This is a genomic window from Pseudoxanthomonas sp. GW835-FHT14C01 (assembly GCF_058793715.1).
Window position 1 is genome coordinate 239268 of sequence record NZ_JBXAGB010000001.1, and the last position, 26592, is coordinate 265859.

General features: G+C 67.6%; 24 protein-coding genes. 12 read left to right on the forward strand and 12 right to left on the reverse strand.

The annotated features are described in order from the left end of the window. Positions 1-10 precede the first annotated feature (10 nt). Together AC1Q5B_RS01115 and AC1Q5B_RS01120 are read right to left on the reverse strand one after the other, a co-directional pair. A complete protein-coding gene (locus AC1Q5B_RS01115) occupies positions 11-1594 on the reverse strand; it encodes an AbgT family transporter (RefSeq protein ID WP_492629902.1) in 1584 nt (527 codons plus the stop codon). Positions 1595-1722: 128 nt separating this feature from the next. After that, positions 1723-2583: a tryptophan 2,3-dioxygenase gene (locus AC1Q5B_RS01120; RefSeq protein WP_492629903.1), complete on the reverse strand. Its 861-nt coding sequence runs from the start codon at positions 2581-2583 to the stop codon at positions 1723-1725. A gap of 211 nt (positions 2584-2794) precedes the next feature. On the opposite strand from AC1Q5B_RS01120, the gene AC1Q5B_RS01125 reads away from it, so the two are divergent. The 6 genes from AC1Q5B_RS01125 to AC1Q5B_RS01150 all read left to right on the forward strand — a co-directional run bounded on the left by AC1Q5B_RS01125 (position 2795) and on the right by AC1Q5B_RS01150 (position 10763). After that, positions 2795-6040, forward strand: coding sequence for a lamin tail domain-containing protein (locus AC1Q5B_RS01125; RefSeq protein WP_492629904.1), 3246 nt, complete (start codon positions 2795-2797; stop codon positions 6038-6040). Positions 6041-6325: 285 nt separating this feature from the next. After that, positions 6326-7411, forward strand: coding sequence for a pyruvate dehydrogenase (acetyl-transferring) E1 component subunit alpha (gene pdhA / locus AC1Q5B_RS01130; RefSeq protein WP_492629905.1), 1086 nt, complete (start codon positions 6326-6328; stop codon positions 7409-7411). A gap of 8 nt (positions 7412-7419) precedes the next feature. Further along, positions 7420-8463 (forward strand): alpha-ketoacid dehydrogenase subunit beta, encoded by a 1044-nt coding sequence (locus AC1Q5B_RS01135; RefSeq protein WP_492629906.1) that lies wholly within the window; start codon positions 7420-7422, stop codon positions 8461-8463. A gap of 119 nt (positions 8464-8582) precedes the next feature. Then, positions 8583-9959, forward strand: a complete 1377-nt coding sequence (locus tag AC1Q5B_RS01140) for a dihydrolipoamide acetyltransferase family protein (RefSeq protein ID WP_492629907.1) — start codon at positions 8583-8585, stop codon at positions 9957-9959. Then, complete coding sequence (locus AC1Q5B_RS01145; protein WP_492629908.1) at positions 9956-10327, forward strand: VOC family protein; 372 nt, start codon at positions 9956-9958, stop codon at positions 10325-10327. Before AC1Q5B_RS01140 ends, AC1Q5B_RS01145 begins: the two co-directional genes overlap by 4 nt. A gap of 49 nt (positions 10328-10376) precedes the next feature. Continuing rightward, entirely contained in the window at positions 10377-10763 is a 387-nt protein-coding gene (locus tag AC1Q5B_RS01150) for a VOC family protein (RefSeq protein WP_492629909.1), read from the forward strand. 6 nt (positions 10764-10769) lie between these two features. Here AC1Q5B_RS01150 and AC1Q5B_RS01155 read toward each other — a convergent pair whose 3' ends face one another. From AC1Q5B_RS01155 to AC1Q5B_RS01175, 5 genes are all read right to left on the reverse strand, one after another. Further along, positions 10770-11204, reverse strand: a complete 435-nt coding sequence (locus AC1Q5B_RS01155; protein ID WP_492629910.1) for a BLUF domain-containing protein — start codon at positions 11202-11204, stop codon at positions 10770-10772. Between the two features lie 72 nt (positions 11205-11276). Next, positions 11277-12923: a M28 family metallopeptidase gene (locus AC1Q5B_RS01160; RefSeq protein WP_492629911.1), complete on the reverse strand. Its 1647-nt coding sequence runs from the start codon at positions 12921-12923 to the stop codon at positions 11277-11279. A gap of 140 nt (positions 12924-13063) precedes the next feature. Next, positions 13064-13993: an MBL fold metallo-hydrolase gene (locus AC1Q5B_RS01165; protein WP_492629912.1), complete on the reverse strand. Its 930-nt coding sequence runs from the start codon at positions 13991-13993 to the stop codon at positions 13064-13066. A 93-nt stretch (positions 13994-14086) separates the two neighbouring features. Continuing rightward, on the reverse strand, positions 14087-14386 hold the full coding sequence (locus AC1Q5B_RS01170) for a hypothetical protein (protein ID WP_492629913.1): 300 nt from the start codon (positions 14384-14386) through the stop codon (positions 14087-14089). Positions 14387-14390: 4 nt separating this feature from the next. Further along, a complete protein-coding gene (locus tag AC1Q5B_RS01175; protein WP_492629914.1) occupies positions 14391-15686 on the reverse strand; it encodes a tryptophan--tRNA ligase in 1296 nt (431 codons plus the stop codon). A 181-nt stretch (positions 15687-15867) separates the two neighbouring features. Between AC1Q5B_RS01175 and AC1Q5B_RS01180 the strand changes: the two genes are divergently transcribed. Then, positions 15868-16671 carry a hypothetical protein gene (locus AC1Q5B_RS01180; RefSeq protein ID WP_492629915.1) on the forward strand — a complete coding sequence of 268 codons (804 nt, stop codon included), beginning with the start codon at positions 15868-15870 and terminating at the stop codon, positions 16669-16671. 63 nt (positions 16672-16734) lie between these two features. Here AC1Q5B_RS01180 and AC1Q5B_RS01185 read toward each other — a convergent pair whose 3' ends face one another. From AC1Q5B_RS01185 to AC1Q5B_RS01205, 5 genes are all read right to left on the reverse strand, one after another. Beyond that, positions 16735-16956 carry a CsbD family protein gene (locus tag AC1Q5B_RS01185; RefSeq protein ID WP_492629916.1) on the reverse strand — a complete coding sequence of 74 codons (222 nt, stop codon included), beginning with the start codon at positions 16954-16956 and terminating at the stop codon, positions 16735-16737. Between the two features lie 205 nt (positions 16957-17161). Further along, positions 17162-17296: an entericidin A/B family lipoprotein gene (locus tag AC1Q5B_RS01190; protein ID WP_492629917.1), complete on the reverse strand. Its 135-nt coding sequence runs from the start codon at positions 17294-17296 to the stop codon at positions 17162-17164. A gap of 202 nt (positions 17297-17498) precedes the next feature. Then, positions 17499-17651 carry an entericidin A/B family lipoprotein gene (locus AC1Q5B_RS01195; protein WP_213604738.1) on the reverse strand — a complete coding sequence of 51 codons (153 nt, stop codon included), beginning with the start codon at positions 17649-17651 and terminating at the stop codon, positions 17499-17501. 146 nt (positions 17652-17797) lie between these two features. Next, positions 17798-18721: an arginase gene (gene rocF / locus AC1Q5B_RS01200; protein ID WP_492629918.1), complete on the reverse strand. Its 924-nt coding sequence runs from the start codon at positions 18719-18721 to the stop codon at positions 17798-17800. Between the two features lie 304 nt (positions 18722-19025). Next, a complete protein-coding gene (locus AC1Q5B_RS01205; protein WP_492629919.1) occupies positions 19026-19460 on the reverse strand; it encodes a winged helix-turn-helix transcriptional regulator in 435 nt (144 codons plus the stop codon). Between the two features lie 123 nt (positions 19461-19583). Here AC1Q5B_RS01205 and acuI point away from each other — a divergent pair, with 123 nt between their 5' ends. The 5 genes from acuI (at position 19584) to AC1Q5B_RS01230 (ending at position 26145) form a co-directional block, all read left to right on the forward strand. After that, positions 19584-20570: an acrylyl-CoA reductase (NADPH) gene (acuI, locus tag AC1Q5B_RS01210; protein ID WP_492629920.1), complete on the forward strand. Its 987-nt coding sequence runs from the start codon at positions 19584-19586 to the stop codon at positions 20568-20570. Positions 20571-20608: 38 nt separating this feature from the next. Further along, positions 20609-21397 (forward strand): SDR family NAD(P)-dependent oxidoreductase, encoded by a 789-nt coding sequence (locus tag AC1Q5B_RS01215; protein ID WP_492629921.1) that lies wholly within the window; start codon positions 20609-20611, stop codon positions 21395-21397. Positions 21398-21412: 15 nt separating this feature from the next. After that, positions 21413-22312, forward strand: a complete 900-nt coding sequence (locus AC1Q5B_RS01220) for an enoyl-CoA hydratase/isomerase family protein (protein WP_492629922.1) — start codon at positions 21413-21415, stop codon at positions 22310-22312. Between the two features lie 453 nt (positions 22313-22765). Then, the gene (locus tag AC1Q5B_RS01225; protein ID WP_492629923.1) at positions 22766-25615 is read left to right on the forward strand and encodes a TonB-dependent receptor domain-containing protein; all 2850 of its coding nucleotides are present in this window, start codon (positions 22766-22768) and stop codon (positions 25613-25615) included. A gap of 29 nt (positions 25616-25644) precedes the next feature. Continuing rightward, the gene (locus AC1Q5B_RS01230) at positions 25645-26145 is read left to right on the forward strand and encodes a hypothetical protein (protein ID WP_492629924.1); all 501 of its coding nucleotides are present in this window, start codon (positions 25645-25647) and stop codon (positions 26143-26145) included. Positions 26146-26592 lie beyond the last annotated feature (447 nt).

Genomic DNA, 26592 nt, shown 5'->3' on the forward strand with positions numbered 1-26592 from the left:
TTTTCCGGACTCAGGCGGCCACGTAGTCGTAGCGCGCGCCGATGCCCAGCGGGATGCCCAGTCCCCAGAACGCCAGCAGCAGCAGGGTCCACAGGACCGACAACGCGACCGAGTACGGCAGCATCAGCGACGCCAGCGTGCCGATGCCGGCGGCCTTCACGTAGCGCTGGCAGAACACCACGATCAGCGGGAAGTACGGCATCAGCGGCGTGATGATCGTGGTCATCGAGTCGCCCACGCGGTAGGCCGCCTGCGTCAGGTCCGGGGACACGCCCAACTGCATCATCAACGGCACCATGATCGGCGCCAGCAGCGCCCACTTGGCCGAAGCCGAGCCGATGAACAGGTTGACGATGCCGGTCATCGCGATCAGGCCGATCAGCGTCAGCCACATCGGCAGGCCCAGCCCCTTCAGCAGGTCGGCGCCCTCCACCGCCATCAGCGTGCCGAGGCCGGAGCCGTTGAAGCCGGCCAGGAACTGCGCGATGAAGAACGCGATGACGATGTAGTACGCCATCCCGCCCATCGCCTTGGTCATCGCCGCGATGACATCGCGATGCGTCTTCACCGTGCCGGCGACGTAGCCGTAGACCACGCCCGGGATCAGGAACAGGATGAAGATCAGGGCCACGATCGACTGCATCACCGGCGCCTGCGCGACCAGCAGCGTGTTGCCGCCGGCCAGCACCGCGGGCGCATCGGCCGGCGCGCGCCATGGCGAGGTCTCCGGCCACAGGCTGAGCGCAAACAGCACCAGCGCGGCCAGCATCGCCAGCGTCGCCCACAGCAGGCCGCGGCGTTCGCCGGCAGTCAGCGGCTCCATTTTCGGCAGGTCCTTCGTATCGCCGTCCACCACCGTGCGCGCCAGGCGCGGCTCGATGATGCGGTCGGTGACGAACCAGCCGATCGCGATGATCAGCGCACTGGAGACCGTGGTGAAGATCCAGTTGTTGAGCGGATTCACCACCAGTGCCGGATCGATGATGCGTCCGGCCTCCTGGGTGAAACTCGCGAGCAGCGGATCCAGCGAGGACGGCACCAGCAGCGTCGCGGAGAACCCGCCGGACACACCGCAGAACGCCGCGGCGATGCCAGCCAGCGGATGCCGGCCCGCCGCGTAGAAGATCACCCCGCCGAGCGGAATCACCAGCACGTAGCCTGCATCGACGGCGACGTGGCTCAGCACCGCCACCGCGACCAGGGCCGGCGTCAGCAGCGATTTCGGCGTGACCGACAGCATCCGCCGCAGCGCCGCGTTGATGTAGCCGGTGTGCTCGGCCACGCCAAGGCCCAGCATCGCCGTCAGCACCACGCCCAGTGGCGCGAACGCCATGAACACTTTGTACATGTTCGCCATGAAGGCGGTCAGCGAGTCGCCCGCCAGCAGGTTGACGATCCGGATGGGTTCGCCGGTGGTCGGATTGATCGCCTCGAATTCCACGCCCGACAGCAGCCAGGACAGGCCCCAGACCGACAGCATAAGCAGCAGGAACAGGGCGGCGGGATCGGGCAAGCGGTTGCCGGTCCGTTCGACCAGGTCCAGCAGGCGGGTGGCGAGGCTGCGCGGGGCGTTCTCCGGACGGACGTCGGTCATCGTGCGGGCGTTTCCTGTGGTGGTGGTCACCGCATGCTAACAGCGTGCGACCGCCAGACGACCCGATGATCGCGATCGATCGCCCGGGCCCGCATCGTCATCGCGATGGCGCGACGACGCGCAGCCCGTCAGCGACCGGGACCGATCGAGGTGCGTACGTCGAACAGTTCCGGGAAGAACGTCAGTTCCAGCGCCTGCCGCAGGAAGCCCACGCCACTCGAACCGCCGGTGCCGCGCTTGAAGCCGATGATGCGCATCACCGTGCGCATGTGGCGGAAGCGCCACAGCTGGAACTGGCTTTCCAGGTCCACCAGGTCCTCGCACAGCGAGTACTCGCGCCAGTAACGGTCGGTGTCCTCGTAGATCGCTTCGAACACCGGCAGCAATGCGGCATCCGCGGCATGCGACTGCCGCCAGTCGCGTTGCAGGTGCCGGGCCGGAATCGCGTGGCCCCAGCGCGCGAGGTACATCAGGAACTCGTCGTACAGGCTGGGCGCATCGAGCACGGCCTCCAGGCCCGCATGGCCTTCGGGATCGTGCGAGAACACCTTCAGCATCGCGGCGTTCTTGTTGCCCAGCAGGAATTCGATGGTGCGGTACTGCAGCGACTGGAAGCCGGAGGACGGCCCCAGCAGGTCGCGGAAGCCCATGTACTCGGACGGCGTCAGCGTTTCCAGCACCGACCACTGCTCGGTCAGCTGCCGCAGCACCTGCTTGGCGCGGGCCAGCACCTTGCGGCACTGCCAGACCTGGTCGCGCTGCAGGAAGCCGGTCGCCGCGCGCAGCTCGTGGATCATCAGCTTCATCCACAGCTCCGACACCTGGTGCTGCACGATGAACAGCATCTCGTCGTGGTGCGGCGGGTCCGACACCGGGTGCTGCGCCGACAGCAGGCGGTCCAGCTGCAGGTAGCCGCCGTAGCTCAGGCGGCCGGACAGGTCGGTGTGGATGCCGGCTTCCAGCGGGCGTTCGTTCTTCTCTACGGCCATCCGTCGTTGCACCGGTGCGCCACCGGGCCGGCAGCGGGGGCGCCAGCGTAACCGATGGCGCCCCGGTGTCCGCGCAAGGCGAACAAAATCCGGCACTTATGTCATGGCCATGCAATGCACCCGTCCCACACTTCCGCTACATTGCGTCGGCCGGGGGCGGCATCGCCTCCGACGGGGGGCGGCGTCCATCCACTGAGGGAGAGTCCGTTACATGGAAATGCCACGGGGCCGCATTGCGGCCGTGCTCGCGTCTTTCACCCTGTTCTTCGCCGCCGCGTCGGCGCAGGCCCAGGTCGTCATCAGCCAGGTCTACGGCGGCGGCGGCAACAGCGGCGCCACGCTGAAGAACGACTTCATCGAACTGCGCAACAACGGTCCCACCGCCGTGGACCTGACCGGCTGGAGCGTGCAGTACACCTCCTCCACCGGCACCACGTGGACCAATCGCACCAGCCTCACCGGCAGCATCCCGGCGGGCGGCTTCTACCTGGTCCAGCAGGCGCAGGGCGCGGGCGGCACGATGGACCTGCCGACGCCTGATGCGATCGGCACCATCGCGATGGCCGCCGGCGCAGGCAAGGTCGCACTCAGCCGCAGCACGGCCGCCCTGACCGGCGGCTGCCCGCTCACCGATGCGAACGTCGTCGACTTCGTCGGCTTCGGCAGCGCCGCCAACTGCTTCGAAGGCAGCGCGCCGACCGGCACGCTCGGCAACACCACCGCCGCGCTGCGTGGCGGCGATGGCAGCATCGACACCAACAACAACGGCGCCGACTTCGCGGTCGGTGCACCCAATCCGCGCAACAGCGGCGCCGAGCCACCGGAACCGCCCGATCCGCCGGTGGCGCTGACCATCGCGCAGATCCAGGGCAACGGCCTGCTGTCGCCGTACAACGGCAAGCGCGTGGTGACCGAGGGCATCGTCACCGCGATCAAGTTCAACAACGGCTTCTTCCTGCAGGCCGCCAACGACGACGGCGACCCGGCCACGTCCGACGCCGTGTTCGTCTTCACCAGCAGCGCGCCGCCCGCGACCGCCGCGGTGGGCACCCGCGTGCGCGTCACCGGCACGGTCGAGGAATACACGCCGTCGTCGAACCCGCACCAGCTGGCGATCACCGAGATCGTCACACCGACCGTCGAAGTGCTGGAAACCGGCGTCGCCCTGCCCGCCGCGATCGAGTTGACCGCGGCCGAACTCGGCCCCGACGCCCTGCCCGGCACGCTGGAACGGTTCGAAGGCATGCGCGTCAGCGTGGCGCAGGCGGTGGTCATCGCGCCGTCCGGCGGCAGCCTCAACGAGGCCAACGCCACCGCCAGCAGCGACGGCGTGTTCCACGTCACCCTGCCGGGCGTGGCGCGTCCGTTCCGCGAGCCCGGCATCGCCGTGATGGATGCCATCACCCTGCCCGCCGGCAAGAACCCGCCGCGCTTCGACACCAACCAGGAACGCCTGATGGTGCGCAGCCGTGGCCAGGTCGGCGCCGTGCCGCTCTCGGCCGATACCGGTGCCGAGGTCGCAGGACTGATCGGCGTGCTCGACTACTTCGCCGGCACCTGGGCCGTACTGCCCGACGTGGGCACGCCGCCGACCGTCACCGGCGGTCGCCTGCCCGAAGCCGTCAACGACGCCAGCTACGACGAAGTCACCGTCGGCAGCTTCAACCTGCTGCGCCTGTTCGACGAGGTCAACGACAGCAACGGCGCGGTGACATTGACGCCGGCCGCGCTGGACAAGCGTCTGTCGAAGGCGGCGCTGGCGATCTGCGACTACCTGAAGGCCCCGGACATCGTGGGCGCGGTGGAAGTGGAGAACCTGCGCGTACTGCAGCTGCTGTCCGAGCGCATCGACGCCACCTGCGCCGCACGCCCGGGCTACGTGCCGTACCTGCAGCCGGGCAACGACGTGGGCGGCATCAACGTCGGCTTCCTGGTCAGCTCGCGCCAGATCGCCGGCGGCGCGGCCCGCGTCGAAGTGCTGGATGTCGCGCAGTTCGGCAAGGAAACGACGATCGCCAATCCGAACGGCACCACCAGCCTGCTCAACGACCGTCCGCCGCTGCGCCTGCGCGCCCGCGTGCACCAGGATGCGACGTCGAGCTACCCGCTGACGGTGATCGTCAACCACCTGCGTTCGCTCAACGACATCAACGACACCCTGCCGGGCAGCAGCGGCTGGGCCACCGGCGGCGAGCGCGTGCGGGTCAAGCGTGGCGCCCAGGCGGTCTACCTGGCGCAGCTGGTACAGGAGATGCAACAGGCGAATCCGGACGAGAAGATCGTGCTGGTCGGCGACTTCAACGCGTTCGAATTCAACGACGGCTACGTCGACGTGCTCGGCATCATCAAGGGCGACGCGGCGGCGGAAGACCAGGTCCTGACGTACATGGCCAGCCCGCTGACCACGCCGCTCGTGGACGGATCGCAGTTGATCGCAGACCCGGCGCAGCGCTACTCGTATGCGTTCGAGGGCAATGCGCAGACGCTGGACCATGTGCTGGTCAACGAAGCGCTGGTGATGGACGCGACACTGCGCGTGGATCATGCGCGCATCAATGCGGACTTCGGCACCGACAACTTCGGCGATGCCTCGCTGGCGATCCGCTCGTCCGACCACGATCCGGTGCGCCTGACCATCCGCGTGCCGTCGTTCGCCCGCGCCGACCTGTCGGCGACGGTATCGGCCGATCGCGCCACTGCCAGCGTCGGCGAAACCGTGCGCTACACCGCGACGGTGCGCAATGCCGGTCCCGGCGCGGCGTCGCCGGCCGCGTTCGCCTTCGTGTTCTCCGCGGAGCTGTCGCCGTCGCTGGCCACGCTGCCCGCCGGCTGGAGCTGCGCGGCACCGGAAGTCACCGACGGCACCACCCGCGTGGCCTGCACCGTACCGTCGCTGGCGGTCGGTACGGAGGCGACGTTCGCGATCGATGCGATCGTCCCGGCCAGTGCCTCCGGCACGACACTGGGCCTGGGCGTGTCGGCCAACTCCACCGTGCTCGACCCGGCCAACGGCGACAACGCCGCGTCGGTCTCGGTGGCCGTCGCCGCCCTGCCGACCCGCAAGGCCGACCTGTCGGTGAAGCTGGCCGGCGGCGCATTGCCACTGCTGCGCAACACCATCGCCACCCTGCTGGTGCCGGTCCGCAACGCCGGTCTGGACACCGCCGAGCAGGTCAAGGTAGTGCTGTCGAGCAACGTGGAAGCCCGCTACGCCGCCGTCGCCGCGCCGAGCGGCTGGTCGTGCACCCGCGTGCAGGACACCACCGACGGCTCGAAGGCCGAGTGCACCCGTCGCAGCGCCATGCCGAAGGGCGTGCAGACGCTGGCCTTCGCCATGGTGGTCCCCGGCAAGCCGAAGCGCGGCACGTCGTTCGAGTTCGAGGCGACCGTCAGCAGCGACACGCCGGACCCGGACACCGGCAACAACCACGACCGCCTGGTCCAGCGCATCCGCTGAACTTTCACGGCATCGTGGGGTCGACAGGGGCGCGGGCAACCGCGCCCCTTGTCGTTCCGGGGCACCGTTCGCGCATGATGGGACGCACCACCTGTCCAGCCCACCCGAGCGGCAGGCGGACTGACACCGGACGACACGCGGCAACCGCCTGTTTCCGCACCGTTTTCGCCCGACGACGCGCGCCATGCGCCCTCGTCTTGCTGCAATGCACGACGGCAGTCGGGGATGCAGTCCCTAAAATTACATTTGAAACCAATTCCGCCGGCCGACGAGAACACCGTCCAGATGACCACCGCCGCAAGCTTCGAGATCGAATACCTCCAGTACCTGGGCCCCGACGGCACGCTGGTGCGCGACGACCTGCCCGAGGCCGGGCGCGACGTTGCCCGCCTGCGCGCGCTGTTCAAGCAGATGCTGTTCGTCCGCACCTTCGACACCAAGGCCATCGCCCTGCAGCGCACCGGCAAGCTGGGCACCTACGCCAGCTGCCTGGGCCACGAGGCCACCCACGTCGGCATCGGCGCTTCGATGCGCACGGGCGACGTCTATGCGCCGAGCTACCGCGAGTACGGCGCCATGTTCATGCGCGGGGTGAAACCGCGCGACGTGCTGATGTACTGGGGCGGCGACGAGCGCGGCAGCGACTACGACCGCGACAGCGATGCGCGCAACGACTTCCCGTTCTGCGTGCCGATCTCCACCCAGTGCCTGCACGCGGCCGGCGCCGCGCTGTCGTTCAAGCTGCGCAAGCAGCCGCACATCGCGGTGAGCACCTGCGGCGACGGCGGTTCGTCGAAGACCGATTTCTACGCCGCGCTCAATTCCGCCGGCGCCTACGAGCTGCCGCTGGTACTGGGCGTGATCAACAACGGCTGGGCGATCTCGGTGCCGCGCAGCGCGCAGACCGGCGCGCAGACGCTGGCGCAGAAAGGCCTGGCCGGCGGCCTGCACTGCCTGCAGGTGGACGGCAACGACCTGATCGCCGTGCTGGAAGGCATGCGCCGCGCCAGCGAGCGCGCCCGCAAGGGCCAAGGCGGGACGGTGATCGAGTTCGTCACCTACCGCCTGTCCGACCACACCACCGCCGACGACGCGCGCCGCTACCGCGACGACGCCGAAGTGAAGGCCGGCTGGGAACGCGAACCGATGACGCGCCTGCGCACCTGGCTGACCGCACAGGGCGCGTGGAGCGAGGCCGACGAAGCCGCGTGGAAAGAGGAATGCGGTGCGCGCGTGGACGAAGAGGTCAACGCCTACCTCAACACGCCGGTGCAGCCGGTCGAGGCGATGTTCGACCACCTGTACGCCGATCCGCCGCCGGAACTGCTGCAGCAACGCGCCGCCGCGATCGCTGCGGAGAACCGCGCATGAGCACCGTGATGAAGCCTGAAAACAAGACCTTGGGAGCGACGCCGGTCGCGAAGCCGGACGTCGTGTCGACCCCGACCGCGATCACCCTGATCGAAGCCATCACCCAGGCGCTGGCCTGGGAGATCGCGCACGACGAATCGGTGCTGGTGCTGGGCGAGGACGTCGGCGTGAACGGCGGCGTGTTCCGCGCCACCGCCGGCCTGCAGCAGAAGTTCGGCACCGAGCGCGTGCTCGACACGCCACTGGACGAAACCACCATCGCCGGCCTGACCATCGGCCTGGCCGCGCAGGGCATGAAGCCGGTCGCCGAAGCGCAGTTCGACGGCTTCGTCTATCCGATGGTCGACCACATCATCTGCCACGCGGCCCGCCTGCGCACCCGCACGCGCGGCCGCCTGCACTGCCCGATGGTGCTGCGCGTGCCGTGGGGTGGCGGCATCCGCGCGCCGGAACATCACAGCGAAGCCAACGAGGCCATCTTCACCAACGTACCCGGCCTGCGCGTGGTGATGCCGTCCTCGCCGCAGCGCGCCTACGGCCTGCTGCTGGCTGCGATCCGCGATCCGGATCCGGTCATCTACATGGAACCCAAGCGCATCTACCGCCAGTACAAGGAAGTGGTCGCCGACGACGGCGAAGCGCTGCCGCTGGACGTGTGCTTCGTGCTGCGCGATGGCACCGACGTGACCCTGGTGACCTGGGGCGCGCAGGTGAAGGAAGCGCTGGAAGCCGCCGACAGGCTGGCCGGCGAAGGCATCAGCGCGGAAGTCATCGACGTCGCCACGCTGCGTCCGCTCGACTTCGACACCATCGCCGAATCGGTCGCCAAGACCGGCCGCTGCGTGATCGTGCACGAAGCGCCGCGCACCGCCGGCTTCGGCGCCGAGATCGCCGCGCGCCTGGCCGAGCATTCGATGTACGACCTGCTGGCGCCCGTCGAGCGCGTGACCGGCTACGACACCCACATCCCGCTGTTCCGCCTCGAAATGAAATACCTGCCCAGCGTCGACAAGGTCGTCGCCGCGGCGAAGCGGGCGATGGCGGCCGGGTAATCCCGTCGCACGCCTTACTCGTAGAGCGGAGCTTGCTCCGCTCCGCCGGCCGAAAAAAGCAGCGGAGCAAGCTCCGCTCTACAACCAACGCTTACACGCGACAGCATCAGGACATCCGAATGAGCGAGAGCAAGACCTTCCACCTTCCCGACCTGGGCGAAGGCCTCCCGGACGCGACCATCGTCGAGTGGTTCGTCAAGGAAGGCGACGTGATCCGGCTGGATGAGCCGCTGGTGTCGATGGAAACGGCGAAAGCCGTCGTCGAAGTGCCCTCGCCTGTCTCCGGCAAGGTCGTGAAGCTGGCCGGCGCCGCCGGCGATGTCGTCGTCACCGGCAGCATGCTGGCGGTGTTCGAACCCGACGCCAGCCTGCCGCAGCGCGCGGAAGGCCAGGACACCGGCCACCACCATGGCCCGCCGAAGTCCGCTTCTGTGGAAGCGACGCCAGTCGCGAATCCGCCCACTAAGACCGCGCCCGCCGCGACCGACGTTTCTCACGCTGATGCCGACGCCGGCACCGTGGTTGGCGCGATGCAGTCCTCCAATGCCATCCATGCCGAACAGGCGGTCGCCGTCGGCGGCATCAAGGCGATGCCGGCCGTGCGCGCGATGGCGAAGAAGCTGGGCGTCGATCTGGCGCGCGTACGCGCGACCGGTGCCGACGGCGCGGTGACCATGCAGGACGTGAAGCAGGCCGCCGCCGATGGCAGCGCACGCGCCGGAAGTGCAGCGCCCGCTCCTTCCCGCAGTGTTGCCGTTGCTGCCGTACCGGCACCGGCACCTGTTGCGACGGCGCAGCGCACCACGCTCTCTGCCAGCGGCAAGCCGATGCGCACGCAGCCGCCGGGCGTCTCCGTCAGCGGCCAGCCCGAACAACTGAAGGGCGTGCGCCGGAACATGGCGCGCGTGATGGCCGACGCGCACGCGAAGGTCGTGCCGACCACGCTGAGCGATGACGCCGACCTCCATGCCTGGACGCCGGGCAACGACGTCACCGGCCGCCTGGTACGCGCCATCGTGCGCGCCTGCAAGGCGGTGCCGGCGATGAATGCCTGGTTCGATGGCGACAAGCTGAGCCGCACGCTGCACCCGCACGTGGACATCGGCATCGCCGTGGACACCGACGACGGCCTGTTCGTGCCGGCGCTCCGTAATGCGGACCTGCTGGAGGCCGGCGGTGTGCGCGAGAGCATCAGCCGGCTGCGCGCGCAGGTGGAAGACCGGAGCATTCCGCCGTCCGAGCTGACCGGCTACACGATCTCGCTGTCCAACTTCGGCATGTTCGCGGGCCGCTATGCCACGCCGGTCGTGGTGCCGCCGTGCGTCGCCATCGTCGCTGCCGGCCGCGCACGTCACCAGGTCACGCCGGTGATGGGCGGCTTCGAGTCGCACAAGATCATCCCGCTGTCGGTGACCTTCGACCACCGCGCCTGCACCGGCGGTGAGGCGGCACGCTTCCTCAAGGCCCTGATCGACGATCTGGCCCTGCCGGCGTGACCTTCCGCCGGCTGACGCCGATGCTGCGTACGCCGGATCTGCCCGGCACGCTCGCGTTCTATCGCGACGTGCTGGGTTTCGAACTCGCCGCCAGTGCGCTGGAGCACGGCTGGCTGATGCTCCGTCGTGACGGCGCCGAACTGATGCTGTCCGGGCTGAACGACCACGAAGGCGACACTGTGCCGGGATTCACCGGCTCGCTGTACCTGGAAGTGGACGACGTCGACGTGTTCTGGGACACCGTGCGCGACCGTGCCCGCATCGGCTACACGCCGGAGACCTTCAGCTACGGCATGCGCGAGTTCGCGGTCTACGACAACAACGGCTACCTGCTGCAGTTCGGCAGCCCGGTCGGCGACGACGCCTGACCACGAACGATGGCAGGATGGCGCCGTCGTCCTTCGCCTGGAGTTCGCCATGGCCCATCGCAGCCGTCTCGCCGGTTTCATCATCGACAGCCAAGTCGACGACCTGCCCGCGGCATCTGCGTTCTGGAGTGCGGCGCTGGGCCTGAAGGTCACCCATCCCGACGACGGCGAGCTGGGTCTCTACGACAAGTTCGAGCCCGGTCCCGGCGGCCTGCATATCGAAGTGCAGAAGGTGAAGCACGAGGCCCGCGTGCACCTGGACATCGAGACCGACGACATCGAGGCCGAAGTCGCGCGGCTGGAGGCGCTCGGTGCGAAGCGCGTGCAGCATGTGCGCGACCGCTGGTGGGTGATGGAAGCGCCTACCGGCCACCGCTTCTGCGTGGTGCCGATGGATGAGGACAGCGGGCGGGCCCGGCCCAACCGCTGGCCGTGACGCGCTTCAGCGCGTCAGGACGGCTTCGTCCTTCCAGAACGCCAGCAGGCGCGCCAGGCCGGGAGAGGACGCGGCCTCGTCTTCCAGCCACGGCATCTCACGCTTCCACTGGGCTTGGCTGAGCTGCTGCACCAGTGTCTGCGGCGCATTGGCGAAACCCATGTGCCAGCGCTGGAACAGGCGCTTGTCCACCCGACCCTGCTCGAGGATTTCCAGGCGATGGTGCTGGCTGGCGCGTTCGATGCGCGCATAGATCTGCTCGACATCGGCACGGGTGCCTTCCAGATACTGGAAGAAACGCTGCCCGCCATACAGCAACGCACCCGTCACCTCGGCCAGTTCGTTCGCCACGCGGGCGTCCAGCAGCATCTGGTCGAGATCGCTCGTTTCCATCGGACGCGTGGCCTGGCTCTGGTAGACCAGTACATGGAGAGGAGCCACAGGCGTTCCGGTTCGGCGAAAGGACGCGCAGCATAGCGCAGCGGATCACATGAACGACGTGCGCCAGCGCCGCTATTTGCGTTCAGTCTCGCTGCGTTCGCGGACGGCCTTGAATTCTGAACCGTTCAGCCAGCGTGGCCATGTCCCTCCATCCGCGATGCCGCGACCCAGCGCGTAGAGCAGTGCCACGTCCTGCGCCTGGCCGTTCGCATCCCACGACGGCGTCCACGCATCGCAGGGCTGGTGGTAGCACCTGGCGAAATACGCATCGCGCAGCGACTTGCCGCTGGCAACGCCGCCGTCGATGCGGTCCAGGCCCGCGCCCACGGTGATCGCCGGCACGCCCGCCCGCGCGAAGGCGAAGTGATCCGCGCGGTAGAAGAAGCCCGCTTCGAGATTGGGGTCGGGCGAATAGGTCCGCCCCTCTGCTTCCGCCACGCGCTTCAGATCACCCTCCAGCGACACGCGGCCGTTTCCCCAGGACGCGATGTCGCGGTTGGGACCATCGGGACTGAGCATTTCGATGTTGAGGACCGCGGCGGTCTTCTCCAGCGGAGACACCGGATTGGCGACGTAGTACGTCGCGCCCTGCAGGCCCTTCTCCTCTGCCGTCAGCGCCATGAACAGCAGCGTGCGCTGCGGCCGGGGACCGGCGGCGAACACGCGCGCCAACTCGATCACCGCCGCCACGCCCGTCGCGTTGTCGATCGCGCCGTGGCGGACCGCATCGCCCGACGCATCCGGCTCGCCGATGCCGAACGCATCCCAGTGCGCCGAATAGATGACGGTCTCGTCCGGACGCTCGGCACCTTCCAGGCGACCGATGACATTGCGGGTCACCACCTGGTCGCGCGCTACCGCGAAAGCCGCCGACAGCGTCGCATCGCCCAGCACCACCGGCGCGAACGCCGGCGTCTGCGCACGCCGCTTCTCCTCCTCGAAATCGAGTCCTGCCCGCTCGAACAGCGACACCGCCAGTGCGCGCTGCATCCAGCCGCGCAGCAGCGTGTGGTACGTCGCCGCATCGTCGCGCGGAATGTCGAACACCGGCGACAGCCCGGACGCGCGCACCGTCGCCCAGCCATAGGCTGCCGGCGCCGTTTCGTGCACGATCAGCACGCCGGCCGCACCCTGACGCGCCAGTTCTTCGTACTTGTAGGTCCAGCGGCCATAGTAGGTCACCGCGCGGCCATCGAACGCGCCGGGCGAGGCCGTTTCGAAATCCGGATCGTTGACCAGCACCACGGCGACCTTGCCCTTCAGGTCGGCGCCCTTGTAGTCGTCCCAGCCGCGCTCGGGTGCGGCGATGCCATAGCCGACGAAGACCAGCGGCGCATCGACGATGCTGACGCGATCGACCGGGTTCAGGCTCTGCAGGACGACGTCATCGCCGTTGGACAGCGTCTGGCTCGCGCCTCCGATCTTCAGCGTCGCGGCGACCGGACCCTCGACCTGCGCGCGCACCAGCGGCACCGCCTGGGTCCATCCGCCCTGCTCGCCACCGGGTTGCACGCCGGCCTTCTTCAGCTCATCGACCACGTAAGCGATGGTCTTCTCCTCGCCGGGCGTCGCCGGTGCGCGGCCTTCGAACTCAGCCGAGGCGAGCACGCGCACATGGCGCGACAGATTGTCGGCGCTGATCCCGCCGCCGGGAACGTCCGCGGCGAAGGCGGGCGTCAAGCCGAGCGACAGGAGCAACAAGGGGAAGGAGCGCTTCATGGGAATCTCGATCTGATGCGACGGACGCCACGAGTCTAAGGGATCGTGGTGGGAGCGACGTCAGTCGCGACGACGTCTCGCTGGAGCTTCATCGCGACTGACGTCGCTCCCACAAACAGGAATTCAGCGGCTTGCGCGCTTCAAGGTCGCCCGCGGTCCAGCCAGACGCCCAGGCCCTGCGCATTCAGTTCGATGTCCATCGCGAGGATGCGCGCGACATCCTCATCCGCGAGCGGCACCTGCATCGCGTGCGCACGCTCCAGGTACAAGGCCGTCAGGCCCGCGGTCAGGCAGCGATGCCGGTCCGCGCGCCCGTCGCAGCCGTCGGCGATCGCCACCATCGCATCGATCTGTTCGTACAGGGCCTGCGCCAACCGCGGCACGTCGCCGACGCGGCCGTAGTGGGTCAGGTACATGCCGACGGGTTCGTACGCCACCATGCGGGCGATGCTGGCCTTCAGCGCCGCCGGCTCGAACTGCACCGGCGTGGTCGTCGGCAGGATGAAGGGCCCGTGCGGCCCGTCCAGTTCGCGATAGGACAGGCCGAACGTGTCGCCGGTGAACCAGCAACGGCTGCGCGCATCCCAGAGGCAATGGTGGTGGCGCGCGTGGCCGGGCGTATCGATGCACTGCAGCGGTCGCCCCGCCAGCACCACCGTCTCGCCGTCCTCGACCACGCGCACGCGCGCTGCCGGCACGGCCTGGATGGCGCCATAGCTGCGCTGCATCTCTTCTTCGCCATACACCGCCGTCGCGCCGGCGATCAACCTAGCCGGATCGATCAGGTGGGGTGCCGCGCGCGGGTGTGCGACCAACGTGGCATGGGGCAGGTGCTGCATCAGCAGGCCCGCGCCACCGGCATGGTCCAGGTGCACGTGGGTGACGATGAGGAAATCGACGTCTTCCGGCGCCAGCTCCGCCTGCGCCAGCGCCGACAGCAGGTGCGGAACGGCGTGGTTGGTACCGCAGTCGATGAAGGCGCCCCGCCCTTCCTCGACGAGGAGATAGGCGGCGTCGAAATGATCGCGCTGGAACGCGGTGTCGATGGTGTGGATGCCGTGGAGGCTCATCCGCGTACCTGTATGGGAACGGATGATCCGATTCTAGTCCCCGTATCACCGGCATACGACCCGCCTTTGGTGGAACGCTCCCTCTGCGCGGCCTCAGCCGCGCGACAGCCACCAGCCGCGCAGCGGCACCGCCAGCGTCAGCACGAACAGGAAGGCGCCATACGCCACCAGCGTGGCCAGCACCTGTTTCCAGATCGCACCGGTGCCGACATCGGCGGCGCCCAGCGCGTAGCCCCACTGCATGCCGATGAAACTCAGCACGAAGGCCACTGCCAGCACCGAAAGATCGAAGCCCTTGCGCCGCGCATTGCGCGGCTGGCGCGGGAACAGCCAGTACAGCGAGCCCAACAGCAGGAACCAGGGCAGGAACAGGACGACGGCAAGATACGGCATGGCGTCAGGCCTCCGCCGCCCGCAGCGCGGCCAACGCCGCCAGCACATCGGCGACCGGAACCTGCAGGACGATCTCCGGCGTTTCGATCGCATCGGCCTGATCGGCCTGCTTCAGCACGCCGATCAGCTTGCCGGCATCCTTTGGCGAATCGAAGCCGTTGCTCTGCACCAGCACGTTGCCGTCCGCATCGGCCAACTTGAAGTAGAAGCGGCCGTCGGTGTCGCGGTACTGCTTGAACATCGGCAGCGCCGCCTTCGCGGTGGCGGTCTTGGCCTCCACCACCGGCTGCTGCGACAGGTCGCGCAGGCCGACGGCGTGGCGCAGCTCGGCCAGCAGCGGCGTCGCGTAGCGTTCGCGCAGGCGGCGCGCGCCATCGCGCAGGATTGCTTCGATGTCGGCCGGCTTGGCCATCAGTGTTTCGTATTTCTCGCGCAGCGGGGCGATTTCCGTATCGATGCGCTCGAACAGCCGCTGCTTGGCGTCGCCCCAGCTGATGCCGTCGGCGAACTTCCGGGCGAACGCGCGCGTTTCGTCGGCGCTGCCGAACGCCTGGTACAACTGGAACAGCGCCGAGCCCTCCGTATCCTTCGGCTCGCCCGGTCCGCGCGAGTCGGTCAGGATGGAGAACACCAGCTTCTTCAGCTCGTCGCGCGGAGCGAACAGCGGGATGGTGTTGTGGTAGCTCTTGCTCATCTTGCGGCCGTCGAGGCCGGGCAGCGTCGCCACGTGGTCGTCGATCAGCGCCTCCGGCAGGGTGAAGTACTCCTTGCCGTACACATGGTTGAAGCGCTGGCCGAAGTCGCGCGCCATCTCGATGTGCTGGATCTGGTCGCGTCCCACCGGCACCCGGTGCGCGTTGAAGATCAGGATGTCCGCCGCCATCAGCACCGGGTACATGAAGAGGCCTGCGCTGATGCCGGCATCCGGGTCTTCGCCCTCGGCGTTGTTCTTGTCCACCGCCGCCTTGTAGGCGTGCGCGCGGTTGAGGATGCCCTTGCCCGCCACGCAGGTCAGGAACCAGGTCAGCTCCGTGATCTCCGGCACGTCGCTCTGGCGATAGAACCACACCTTGTCCGGATCCAGCCCGCAGGCCAGCCAAGTCGCCGCGATCTCCAGCGTGGAGCGCTGGGTGCGCGCGGGATCCTGCGCCTTGATCAGGCTGTGCAGGTCGGCCAGGAAGTAGAAGCTCTCCGTATCGGCGGCCCGGCTGGCGGCCACGGCCGGGCGCACGGCGCCGACGTAGTTGCCCAGGTGCGGCGTGCCCGAGGTGGTGATGCCGGTAAGGACGCGGGTGGTCATGTGCGAAGCGGGGGAATGCGGGAAAGCGGGCAGTTTACCGGCTGGGGCCACGCGTTGCCGGCGGCAGGGTGCGACATGGCGTCGCAGGCGGCCTGCTGGCGGCTTAACCGATCGGGCAAGCCCGTCACCCCGTTCCCGGTGCCGGGCCGTTCCCAGCATCGTCCCCACCTGGAGAACGGACATGCTGCATCGCTTCCTCGCTACCCTGGCCACGCTGGCGCTGCTGGCCGCGTGCGCCCCGGCCCACGCCCGTCCCCTGGTCGATGTCAGCGTGCTCGACCGCGACACCGGGGAATCGCTCGCGCGATATCCGCATCGCGGCGACCTGTGGGTCGCCGGCATGCCTGGTCACCGTTACAGCGTGCGCCTGGCCAACACCACCGGAGAACGCGTGCTCGTCGTGCTGTCGGTGGACGGCATCAATGCCATCACCGGCCAGACCGCGGATCCCTCGCAGGCCGGCTACGTGCTGGAACCCTGGCAGACCACCGAGATCAGCGGCTGGCGCAAGTCGATGGACGACGTGGCGCAGTTCGTGTTCACCGACCTCGGCGACAGCTACGCCGCCCGTACCGGGCGCCCGCGCAATGTCGGCGTCATCGGCGTGGCGGCGTTCCGCGAAGCGCGCGCCTACCGGCAACCGTCGTACACCCCGCCGCCCATCGCACGCGGTTCCCTCCAGAAGCGTGCGGAGGCCGAAGGAGCGCCTCCCGCAGCTACGGCGCGCGGCGTCGTAGCCGAGGATTCGGCCCGCCAGCAGAGCATCGGCACGGGCCACGGCGGACGCGAGTGGGCGCCAACGTCGCGCACCGGCTTCGACCGCGCGACGCGCCAGCCGGAGCAGGTGAGCGAGCTGCGCTACGACGAACCGCGTCGCCTGGTCGCGATGGGCATCCTGCCGCGCCACCCTGGCCCAGTCCGGCGCGACGAGACGCCGCGGGCATTCCCCGGCGGCTTCGTCGCCGATCCTCCCCGCTACCGCTGACCCGCAAAAGAAGAACGGGCCGCGAGGAGGCGGCCCGTTCTGTCCAGAGCTGGCGACGCGCTGTCAGTGCTTGAACGTGTCGTCGGAGCGCAGGGTGCGCTGGAAATCCGCGACTTCGGTACGCGCACGATCACGGTCGTAGCCGTAACGTTCCTGCAGGCGTCCTTCGAGGTATTCGGCGTTGCCCTGCGCGACCTTGAAGTCGTCGTCGGTCAGATCGCCCCACTTGGCCTGCATCTTGCCTTTCAGCTGCTTCCAGTTACCGGCGATGATGTCCTGATTCATGGTGTTTTGCCTCGCTTGATTGGGCGGCAGGGGGCGCCGCGGGGACAGCATCGCAAGGCGTGCGTTTCGATCCGATCAACCACGCGTCAACCGGCATTAGACATTGCTGAAGCATTCAGTGGCGAAACAGGCGCCCCGCATCATGGGGCGCAAAAACAGGACGGGCCGCAGAGCGGCCCGTCGGGATCACCGGAAACCCCGGGCATTACTTGCCCGACGCATCCTCCACCTTCTCACCCACCTTCTGCACATCCTTGCCAACGCCCTTGACCGTGTTGCAGCCCGACAGCACTGCTACGGAGAAGAGGGACAACAACATCAGTGCGGCAACACGTTTCATGAGTGGCTCCTTTGTCTTTGGCTTCGATTGCCCGGGCGCATCGCCAGCCCGACGCGGGCCTGCCGTACTGCGCCACGACAGCAGTTTCATTCAACCACACTGGCTGGCGGCTGACCATGCCGGTGCAGGAGAACAGGAAAGGGCCGGTTTCCCGGCCCTTTCCTGGTTCGCATCGACGGGTGAGGTCACCCGCCGGCGTGCATCAGCAGCGGCCGTCCTTGCAGTCCTGGGCCTTGTCCTCGACCTTCTCGCCGACCTTCTGCACGTCCTTACCGGCACCGGCCACGGTGTTGCAACCGGACAGGACGGCCATCGAGAACATCGCCGTCAGCAGCAGCATCATTGCACGCTTCATATGTCTTCTCCTGAGTGATTGGGATGCCGCCGAGGGTGCGTCCCATGGCTGCCGGCGGCGTGTGCGAGCACCTTCGACGCGGCGGCGTATAGGCCACGTGAAGCCACCCGCAACCCGTTCAGTCGCAGTTTCCCCATCCCCGGCCGTCAGTCGCGCATCAGCGTGGACTTGCCGAACAGGCTCTCCACCAGGTCCACCGTCAGCTTGGCCGTGCGGTTGCGACGGTCCAGCACGGGGTTCAGTTCCACGATGTCCAGCGATCCCATCAACCGCGTGTCGGCGATCATCTCCATCACCAGCTGCGCCTCGCGGTAATTGGGCCCTCCCGGCACGGTGGTGCCCACGCCCGGGGCGATGCTGGGGTCGAGGAAGTCCACGTCGAAGCTGACGTGCAGGTGTGTGTCGCTGTCGATGCCGTCCAGCGCCGCCTCGATCGTGCGCTTCATGCCGACCTCATCGATGTAGCGCATGTCGTACACGTCGACCTGGTGGTCCTTGATCAGCTTCTTTTCTTCCGGATCGACGGAACGGATGCCGATCTGGCGCACCATCGCCGGCGTGATCGCGGGCGACTGGCCGCCGAGGTTCGTCAGCGCATCCGGACCGATGCCGCACAGGCATGCCACCGGCATGCCATGGATGTTGCCCGACGGTGTGACCTCGCTGGTGTTGAAGTCCGAGTGCGCGTCCAGCCACAGCACGCGCAGTTGCTTGCCGGCCTGGCGACAGTGGCGCGCCACTGCGGTGATCGAGCCCATGGCCAGGCAATGGTCGCCGCCGAGCATGATCGGCAACCGCGCTCGCGCGAGTTCGGCTGCGGTGGCATCCATGACCGCGCGGTTCCATGCCACGACTTCGTCGAGATGCCGGTAGCCCTGGACCGGGCCGGTCCACGGGTTGGCGGGTCCTTGCACGTTGCCGGTGTCGATCACATCGATGCCCCGCGCCGCCAGCGCCTCGGCCAGGCCAGCGATACGCAGGGCGTCCGGCCCCATGCGGGCACCGCGATGGCCGGCGCCGACGTCGGTGGGGGCGCCGATCAGGGAGACCGGGGGAAACGCTCGACTCATGGGGGTATCCCGCTAAAAAAACAGGCGCATAGTCTAAGTGGTCGGCGATGACGGGCCTGTGGCATCGCAGCACGGCACACGATGCCGATCGAAAATGATGGTGCGCGTATCCGACCCCAACCGCCCGCTCATCCTGCTGATTTACCTTACGAATCTCTTCATCCGAACGAATGCACGCTGGAAAGCACCCCTTCGGCACTCGGATATCCCTGGCTGGGGTGGAACGCCAGCGGGGCGGGCAATTACAGCAGGTCCATTCCGGCAATCCGTACCATCGCCGGCGAAACAGACATCCATCGAGCGATCAGCTCGCAGCCGTAACCCCCGCCCGCTGTTCCGCCTTGAGGGACGCCTTCCTCTTTGCGGCGCTGGTCGTTGCATCGCAATGCGCCTCCATCGGCGGCAGGTGCTGCTGGTCCGCGCGATAACGCTCACCCCATTCGCGAAGGCTGAGCATGACCGGCGCCAGCGTGCGGGCGAGCGGCGTGGCTTCGTACTCGACGCGCGGCGGAACTTCCGCATACACATGGCGAATGATCAGGCCGTCCGTCTCCAACTCGCGCAATTGGAGCGTGAGCATGCGCTGGGTCGCGCTCGGAATCAGCCGCGTCAGTTCCATGAAGCGCTTCTTGCCTGTCAACACATGAAACAACAGCAATGGCTTCCACACACCGCCGATGATCGACAGCGTCAGCTCCACGGCACAGCCACTCTTGGGATCCAGTCGCTTCGGACGCATGACGGCATTCACCTCGTGCCCATAGGCACATAATTGATAGTACCCGCGATAATTGTGCGTTCTTACGACAACCGCAGCACGGACCTATAGTCGCACCCGCTTCCCCGAGAAGGAAATGGTGCCGTGTCATTCCGTGCAATCCTCGCCACCCGCTCCGATGACGGTGCGGTCCACGCTTCTCTCCAGACCCTGGACGACACCGCGCTGTCAGACGGCGGAGTGACCGTCGCCGTCGACTGGTCGACGCTCAACTACAAGGACGCGGTGGCCCTGGCAGGGCCCCAGATCATCCGGACGTTCCCGCTGGTGCCCGGCATCGACTTCGCCGGCACCGTGGTGGATTCCGATGATGCCCGCTTCGGTCCCGGCGACAAGGTCGTCGCAACGGGCTGGGGCTTGAGCCAGACCCATCACGGCGGTTACGCACAGCGTGCGCGCGTACCCGGCGACTGGCTGGTCAAACTGCCGTCGACCCTCAGCACGCGCGATGCCATGGCGATCGGCACCGCGGGGTTCACCGCCATGCTCAGCGTGCTGGCGCTCGAACAGGGAGGCGTAACGCCGGACCATGGCGACATCCTGGTCACGGGCGCCTCCGGCGGCGTGGGCTCCATCGCCATCACCCTCCTCGCAGAACTGGGCTACCGCGTGGTGGCCTCCACGGGCAAACCGGACGAAGCGGACTATCTCCGCAACCTGGGCGCCGCGGACATCCTCGATCGCACGCTCCTGTCCGCGGAGGGCCCGCCCATGGGACCCGAACGCTGGGCGGGCGCCGTGGATTCGGTGGGCGGCCGCACGCTGGCCAATGTGTTGGCGCAGACGAAGTATCGCGGCACGGTGACCACCTGCGGCTTCGTGGGTGGCGTGGAACTTCCCGCCACCGTGCTGCCTTTCATCCTGCGCGGCATCACGCTCGCCGGCATCGATTCCGTCAACGCGCCGCAAGCCCTGCGCGTCGAAGCGTGGCGCCGCCTGGCCGAGAACCTGGAGCTGGCGAAGCTGGATACGACGGCCACCGAAGTGGGGCTCGCCGACGTGTTCACGGCGGCTGCCGAGATGCGGCAAGGCAAAGCGAAGGGACGAACACTGGTCGATGTGAACCGGTAAGCGCGCTCCCTCTCCTCTCCAGACGCCGTGAGGCATTCATGAACTCATCGAAGCACGTAGCCCTCGTCACCGGAGCCTCCGCAGGCATCGGCGCAACCTATGCCGATCGACTGGCCAAGCGCGGCTACGCACTCGCGCTGGTGGCACGCGACGTACAGCGACTGGACGCATTGGCCGTGCGACTGCGGGAGGAGACCGGCACGTCCGTTGAAGTGCTGCCTGCCGATCTGACCCAGGACGCGGAGGTGGCGCGGATCGAGCAACGCCTGCAAGCGGGCGACGTCACCCTGCTCGTCAACAACGCGGGCATGTCGTTGAAGGGCGGCCTGCTGGAAAACGGACCGGCCGCGCTGGAACAGATCATCGCGCTCAACGTCACCGCGCCCACCCGCCTGGCTGCCGCCGCAGCGAAGTCGTTCGTCGAGCGGGGATCGGGCGCCATCGTCAATCTCTCTTCGGTCCTGGCCTTCGCTCCCGAGATGTTCGAAGGCGTCTACAGCGGAACCAAGGCCTACCTGCTCAATCTCAGCCAGGCCATGGCCGCGCAACTCGGACCGCGCGGTGTCTACGTGCAGGCGGTCCTGCCGGGCGCCACGCGAACGGAGCTCTGGGAGAAGGCAGGCCGCGACATGGATGACTTCCCGCCCGGCTTCCTGATGGAGGTGGATGCCATGGTCGATGCCGCGCTGGTGGGATTCGACCGTCGCGAGAACGTGACCATTCCCCCGCTCCCCGATGAAGGCCAGTTCCTCGCCCTGCAGCAGGCTCGCCTGGCGATGGCCCCCAACCTCTCGCGCAGCGACGTGCCCGCCCGCTACCTGCGCTGATCCTGGAGAACACCCATGAATGACGAAACCTCGGTACGCCTGGATGTCCGGGCGCATGGCAACACCCTGCATGCACGTATCCATGCGGGCCCTTGCCAGGAGTTCGGCGCGGAGCTCGCCCTGCTCATCGAAGCGCTGCTTGACCGCGTGGAGCAGGATCCCGATATCCGGGCCGTCGTGTTTTCCAGCGCGCATGCAAGCCGCTTCATCAGCCACGCCGACGTGACGTGGCTGCAGGAAGGGGGCGCCCAGTACGTCGCGCGGCAGCAGGCCACGACGCCTCCGCCGGCGCCTCCCGCCAACTACGTCGGCCTGGATCGCCTGCACGGCCTGCTGCTCAGGATGAACAGTATCGGCGTGGTGTTCATCGCGGCGCTGGAAGGACATGCGCTGGGCCTGGGTGCCGAGTTCGCGTGGGCATGCGATCTTCGGGTCATGGCCGACGAAGATGCCTTCATCGGACAACCCGAAATCCTGCTGGGCATCATGCCCGGCGGCGGCGGCAGCCAGCGACTTCCGCGGCTGGTGGGCATGCACAAGGCGCTTGTCGCGATCCTCGATGGACGGCCATTGACGTCCGCACAGGCCCTGCAGATGGGTGCCGTCGATGCCGTCGTGCCGACATCGGATGTCGTCGCCAAGGCGCTCGAGCTCGCCGACTACCTGGCGCGGCGACACAAGCCGAGCATCGGCGCCATCAAGCGGGCGGTGTACTTCGGTAGCTCCCTCCCATTGCAGGACGGTATCAAGCTCGAAGCCAAGGAGTTCCTGACCCTGGATGTTGCGCCAGAAGGACAGAAGCGCATGCTGGCGTACCAGGCAGGTACCGCGCTGCTGGGTGATCTGCCTCTCTACGTAGCCGATCGGTACGGGACCGCGCTCGAGGATGGCCGCACGCCGGCGTCATACGGCTGACCAGCAGCCTCGTCCTGCGCGGGTGTCCGCTTTCGGCCACGAACGCATGTCGATTGCCCGACCGTGGAGCAGCGGACAGCAAGTTCAAACGTTCGTCCCGAACGACGTGTTGCGACGGCCACCATGCCTTATGACTTTCCGTCACCCCTGCGACGCCATGTGCACATGAGCGCAGGTTATTGGTCGATCCGGGTGGCGCGCGCATAACGTTCCTTCGCTGCGCAACGGCGGGAGTGGTCACACAGGGACGTGATGCGCGCGAGGCCATGCCCCGGGGAGGGAGGTCCGTGCGAGCGATTGCGTAGCGGCACGGGGTTCCGTGCACCTCCACGTCGCCACCACCCAGGACCATCATCGATGTCATCTTTGTCACTGGCCCGCGCACCGCGGCCGGCATGCTACCGCTTCGCCTTTTTTTCGTCCGGCACCTCCCACAAGCGAACGCTCCTGGGATTGCTCATCGCGCAGGCATTGGGCGCCTCGACCTTCGCGCATGCCCAATCCAGCGATGCAACCGCGCCACAGGCCCCCGATGCCGGCACCAGGGCCACCCAGCTCGACGCGGTCAGCGTCACGGGCTCGCGCATCGCGGCGCTCGATTATGAAAGCAGCAGTCCGCTTACCACCGTGTCGGCCGAAGACATCCAGGCGACCGGCACCAGCACGCTCGAGGAATCGCTGAACCAGCTGCCGCAACTGGGATTGGGCGCCAACAAGACCAACGCGGGCTGGGGCGGCACGGGCCAGGCCACCCTCAATCTGCGCGGGCTCGGCGCGCAGCGCAATCTCGTGCTGCTGGACGGCCGTCGCCTGCAACCGTCCACGACCGACAACGTGGTGGACATCAACGGTATTCCCAGCGCCCTGATCGAGGGCGTGGAGATCATTTCCGGCGGCGCATCGGCGGTGTACGGCTCTGACGCCATCGCCGGTGTGGTGAACATCCGCCTGAAAGACGACTTCGAAGGCGTCCGGCTCGATTCGCAGGTGTCGCAGTACGCCGAGGGCGACGGAACCACCCGCGACCTGTCGCTGACGTTCGGCGGCAACTTCGCCGACGGGCGCGGCAACGCCGTGCTCTCGTTCTCGTGGACGGACCGCGACGGCGTGGACTACATGGCGCGTGAATTCTTCCGCAAGAGTCCCGGCGGCACCGATTTCCGCATCCAGACCGGCACCTACGAGTTCGGTGCGAATCTTCCGAACCAGGCGGTCGTGGACCAGGTCTTCGCGCAGTACGGTGCGGCGCCCGGGCGCGTGCCGGTCACCACGACGACCTATCTGGGATTCAACGACGACGGGACGTTGTTCCTCGCCAACAAGGGCCCCTTCAACTGGCGCGGCTCGGACACGCTGCTGTTCAACACCGGCACCCAGCTCAACAACCTCAACCAGGATTCGTTGATCCAGGTGCCGCTCGAACGGTATACCGCGTTCGGGCGCGCCACGTTCCAGCTGACCGACGACGTGCAGGCCTACGGCCAGTTCAGCTGGTCCAACCTGCAGAGCTACGTGGCGGCGGAAGCCGGCAACGCCGGCATCAGCGTACCGGTCAGCAATCCCTTCATCCCGGACGACCTGCGCCGCATCCTCGCATCACGCGCCAACCGGACTGCGAATTTCACCCTGCACAAGCGCTTCGGCGAGGCCGGTCCACGCACCTTCGAGCGCGACTTCGATACGTGGCAGTTCGTGGCCGGTGCCAAGGGCCGTGTGGACGCGCTCAACGGCACGTGGGACGTCTATGCGAGCAAGGGCCGCACGGACGTATCCGAAACCAGCCACGGGGCGGTCGTCACCCAGGCGTTAAATACGCTGATCAACGCCGCCGACGGTGGCGCCAGCCTGTGCGCCGGCGGCTACAACCCGTTCGGTCTCACCACCCTGTCCGACGCGTGCCGCGATTACCTGGTGGCCACGACCCACAGCCGGACGGTGTTCGAGCAGGACGTGCTGGAAGCCAACCTGCAGGGCGGCCTGTTCGATCTGCCGGCAGGCGAAGTGCGCTTCGCCACGGGACTGGGATGGCGTCGCAACCGCTACGAATTCCAGCCCGACCGCCTGCTGCAGCAGGGTGGCGTGATAGGCCTTCCCGCCAAGGGCGCCAGCGGCGGCAGCACGAGCGTCAAGGAAGCGTACGTTGAAGCCCTGGTGCCCGTGCTGTACGACGCGCCGTTCGCCCATGCGCTGGACGTGGGGCTGGCCTATCGCTACTCCGACTACGACCTCTCCGGCGGCACCGATACCTACAAGGCCGACTTCACCTGGGCGCTGGTCGAAGACGTGCGGCTGCGCGGCAGCTACCAGCGCGCCGTGCGTGCGCCCAGCGTGGGCGAGCTGTATGTCGCCGCCCAGACCGAATCGAACAGCTACGGTCTGGTCGCCAATGGACAGGGCGACCAGTGCCAGGCGGGCAGCCCGCTGCGCACCGGCGCCAATGCCGCTGCCGTGGAAGCGCTGTGCCTGGCGCAGGGCGTACCGGCCGCCCTGCTCCCCGGCTACATCGACACCCAGCGCGAATCGCTGGCGACCATCGCGGGCAATACCGGCCTGAAGCCGGAGACCGCGGACACCTACACCGTCGGCGTGGTATGGGCACCGGAGGGAGCGGGTTTCTCGGTCGCGGCGGACTGGTTCGACATCAAGGTCACCGACGTCATCGGCACGTTGACCTCATCCCAGGTGCTGGCTTCGTGCTTCAACCAGGACGGCGCCAACCCGGGTTACGCCCTCGACAACTTCTACTGCCAGCAGATCCAGCGTAACGCGACGACAGGCCGCATCGACAACATCTTCAAGCCCACCTACAACATGGGCAGCCTGCGCACGCAGGGCGTGGATGTGCAGCTGGACTGGAACCGGCAATGGGACAACGGCGCCAGCCTGCGCGCCAGTTCGGTCCTGAGCTGGGTCGACCGTTACGAGGTGCAGACGCTCAAGGGCGGCATCGTCTACGACTACGTCGGCACGGTCGGCTACGTGCCGGAATGGAAGGCGGTCAGCCAACTGCGTTACGGCCAGGGCGCGTTCGGCGCGGGTCTTCGCTGGCGCTACATCGGCGCCCAGCAGCACAGCTCCAAGGTCACCAACCCGGCCTCGACCACGCCCGGCGTGGATGCGTACCACTACTTCGATGCGTTCGGCGACTGGTCGCTCAACGACACCGTCACCCTGCGCGCCGGCATCAACAACCTGCTGGACAAGGAACCGCCGCAGGTCGGCGGCACGCCGGGCGCCACCCATGCCAGTACCTACGACATCTTCGGCCGCCAGTACTTCGTCGGCCTGACCGCGAAGTTCTGACACCACCACCCACCTGAAGGAAATCGAACATGAAGAACCGACTGCTCACCACCCTCGCCATCCTGGCGCTGGCCGTCGCCGGCATCCAGAGCGCCACCGCGCAGGCGCTCGCCGGCCGCGCACTCCCGGACCGCCCACGCGTCGGCATCAGCTACTACAAGGTGCCGCCCGGCAAGCACGACGAATGGCTGGCGCTCTACAAGAAATGGCACCGGCCTATCATGGACGCACAGATCAAGCACGGCACCACGATCAGCAGCACGCTGTACGTGCTGAGCAGCCACCAGTTCGGCGGCAACTACGATTTCGTCATCGTCAGCGTCTCGCCGGCCGAGCCGAAGCCTTTCCCGACCTCGCGCGGCGAGCTGATCAAGAAGCTGTTTCCGGACATCGAGGCCTACGTGGCCGGCGAGCGACGCCGTTGGGAGCTGACCGTGGACCATGCCGACACCAGCCTGGTCGAGATCGACCTCAACGAGGAGACACCTTCCGTCTACTACCCGATCATCAACGGGAAGATTGTCAGGTGATCGGTGCACGGTGACCGGCATGCCGGTCACCGTCTTCCCGCGGCGGTGGTCCAAGGGGCTACCGCCGTTGAGGACGCGGTGCTGGACGCCAGCGAGAACAGCGCGAGGCCAAGCACGGTGTCGCGAGCCTGCAAGGCACGGTCGACAACCGCTGGCTGAAGCATCGCACCGAAGACATCGCCGATGCTTGCGGCATGCAGGACATCCGCCACGGGATTCGCGTCGCCGGCATGCAACACGGCACGGGTGGCGTTTCACCGGGATCTTCTGCCGAAGAACCACGGGCTCGCAGCGAGGCGACGGCGTCGGACGGCGACAGCCAGGCCGGCAGTTTGCATGGATCGGCTCGGACCCGTTCACACGGACGGGCGGGGATTACGAAGCCCGGTGAGGCGGCGCCGACGATGGCGCATCGCATCCGGCCTCACAGCCTGTTGACCCGTCATG

Bases quoted from the DNA above. Each gene is read 5' to 3' on its own strand.
- AC1Q5B_RS01185 (WP_492629916.1), bottom strand. From the start codon at position 16,956: ATGAATCAGGACATCATCGCCGGTAACTGGAAGCAGCTGAAAGGCAAG.
- rocF (WP_492629918.1), bottom strand. From the start codon at position 18,721: ATGAGTCGAGCGTTTCCCCCGGTCTCCCTGATCGGCGCCCCCACCGAC.
- AC1Q5B_RS01230 (WP_492629924.1), top strand. From the start codon at position 25,645: ATGAAGAACCGACTGCTCACCACCCTCGCCATCCTGGCGCTGGCCGTC.
- AC1Q5B_RS01160 (WP_492629911.1), bottom strand. From the start codon at position 12,923: ATGAAGCGCTCCTTCCCCTTGTTGCTCCTGTCGCTCGGCTTGACGCCC.
- AC1Q5B_RS01120 (WP_492629903.1), bottom strand. From the start codon at position 2,583: ATGGCCGTAGAGAAGAACGAACGCCCGCTGGAAGCCGGCATCCACACC.
- AC1Q5B_RS01115 (WP_492629902.1), bottom strand. From the start codon at position 1,594: ATGACCGACGTCCGTCCGGAGAACGCCCCGCGCAGCCTCGCCACCCGC.
- AC1Q5B_RS01220 (WP_492629922.1), top strand. From the start codon at position 21,413: ATGAATGACGAAACCTCGGTACGCCTGGATGTCCGGGCGCATGGCAAC.
- AC1Q5B_RS01180 (WP_492629915.1), top strand. From the start codon at position 15,868: ATGCTGCATCGCTTCCTCGCTACCCTGGCCACGCTGGCGCTGCTGGCC.
- AC1Q5B_RS01215 (WP_492629921.1), top strand. From the start codon at position 20,609: ATGAACTCATCGAAGCACGTAGCCCTCGTCACCGGAGCCTCCGCAGGC.
- pdhA (WP_492629905.1), top strand. From the start codon at position 6,326: ATGACCACCGCCGCAAGCTTCGAGATCGAATACCTCCAGTACCTGGGC.
- AC1Q5B_RS01190 (WP_492629917.1), bottom strand. From the start codon at position 17,296: ATGAAACGTGTTGCCGCACTGATGTTGTTGTCCCTCTTCTCCGTAGCA.
- AC1Q5B_RS01165 (WP_492629912.1), bottom strand. From the start codon at position 13,993: ATGAGCCTCCACGGCATCCACACCATCGACACCGCGTTCCAGCGCGAT.
- AC1Q5B_RS01150 (WP_492629909.1), top strand. From the start codon at position 10,377: ATGGCCCATCGCAGCCGTCTCGCCGGTTTCATCATCGACAGCCAAGTC.
- AC1Q5B_RS01175 (WP_492629914.1), bottom strand. From the start codon at position 15,686: ATGACCACCCGCGTCCTTACCGGCATCACCACCTCGGGCACGCCGCAC.
- AC1Q5B_RS01195 (WP_213604738.1), bottom strand. From the start codon at position 17,651: ATGAAGCGTGCAATGATGCTGCTGCTGACGGCGATGTTCTCGATGGCC.
- AC1Q5B_RS01205 (WP_492629919.1), bottom strand. From the start codon at position 19,460: ATGCGTCCGAAGCGACTGGATCCCAAGAGTGGCTGTGCCGTGGAGCTG.
- AC1Q5B_RS01140 (WP_492629907.1), top strand. From the start codon at position 8,583: ATGAGCGAGAGCAAGACCTTCCACCTTCCCGACCTGGGCGAAGGCCTC.
- AC1Q5B_RS01125 (WP_492629904.1), top strand. From the start codon at position 2,795: ATGGAAATGCCACGGGGCCGCATTGCGGCCGTGCTCGCGTCTTTCACC.
- AC1Q5B_RS01170 (WP_492629913.1), bottom strand. From the start codon at position 14,386: ATGCCGTATCTTGCCGTCGTCCTGTTCCTGCCCTGGTTCCTGCTGTTG.
- AC1Q5B_RS01135 (WP_492629906.1), top strand. From the start codon at position 7,420: ATGAAGCCTGAAAACAAGACCTTGGGAGCGACGCCGGTCGCGAAGCCG.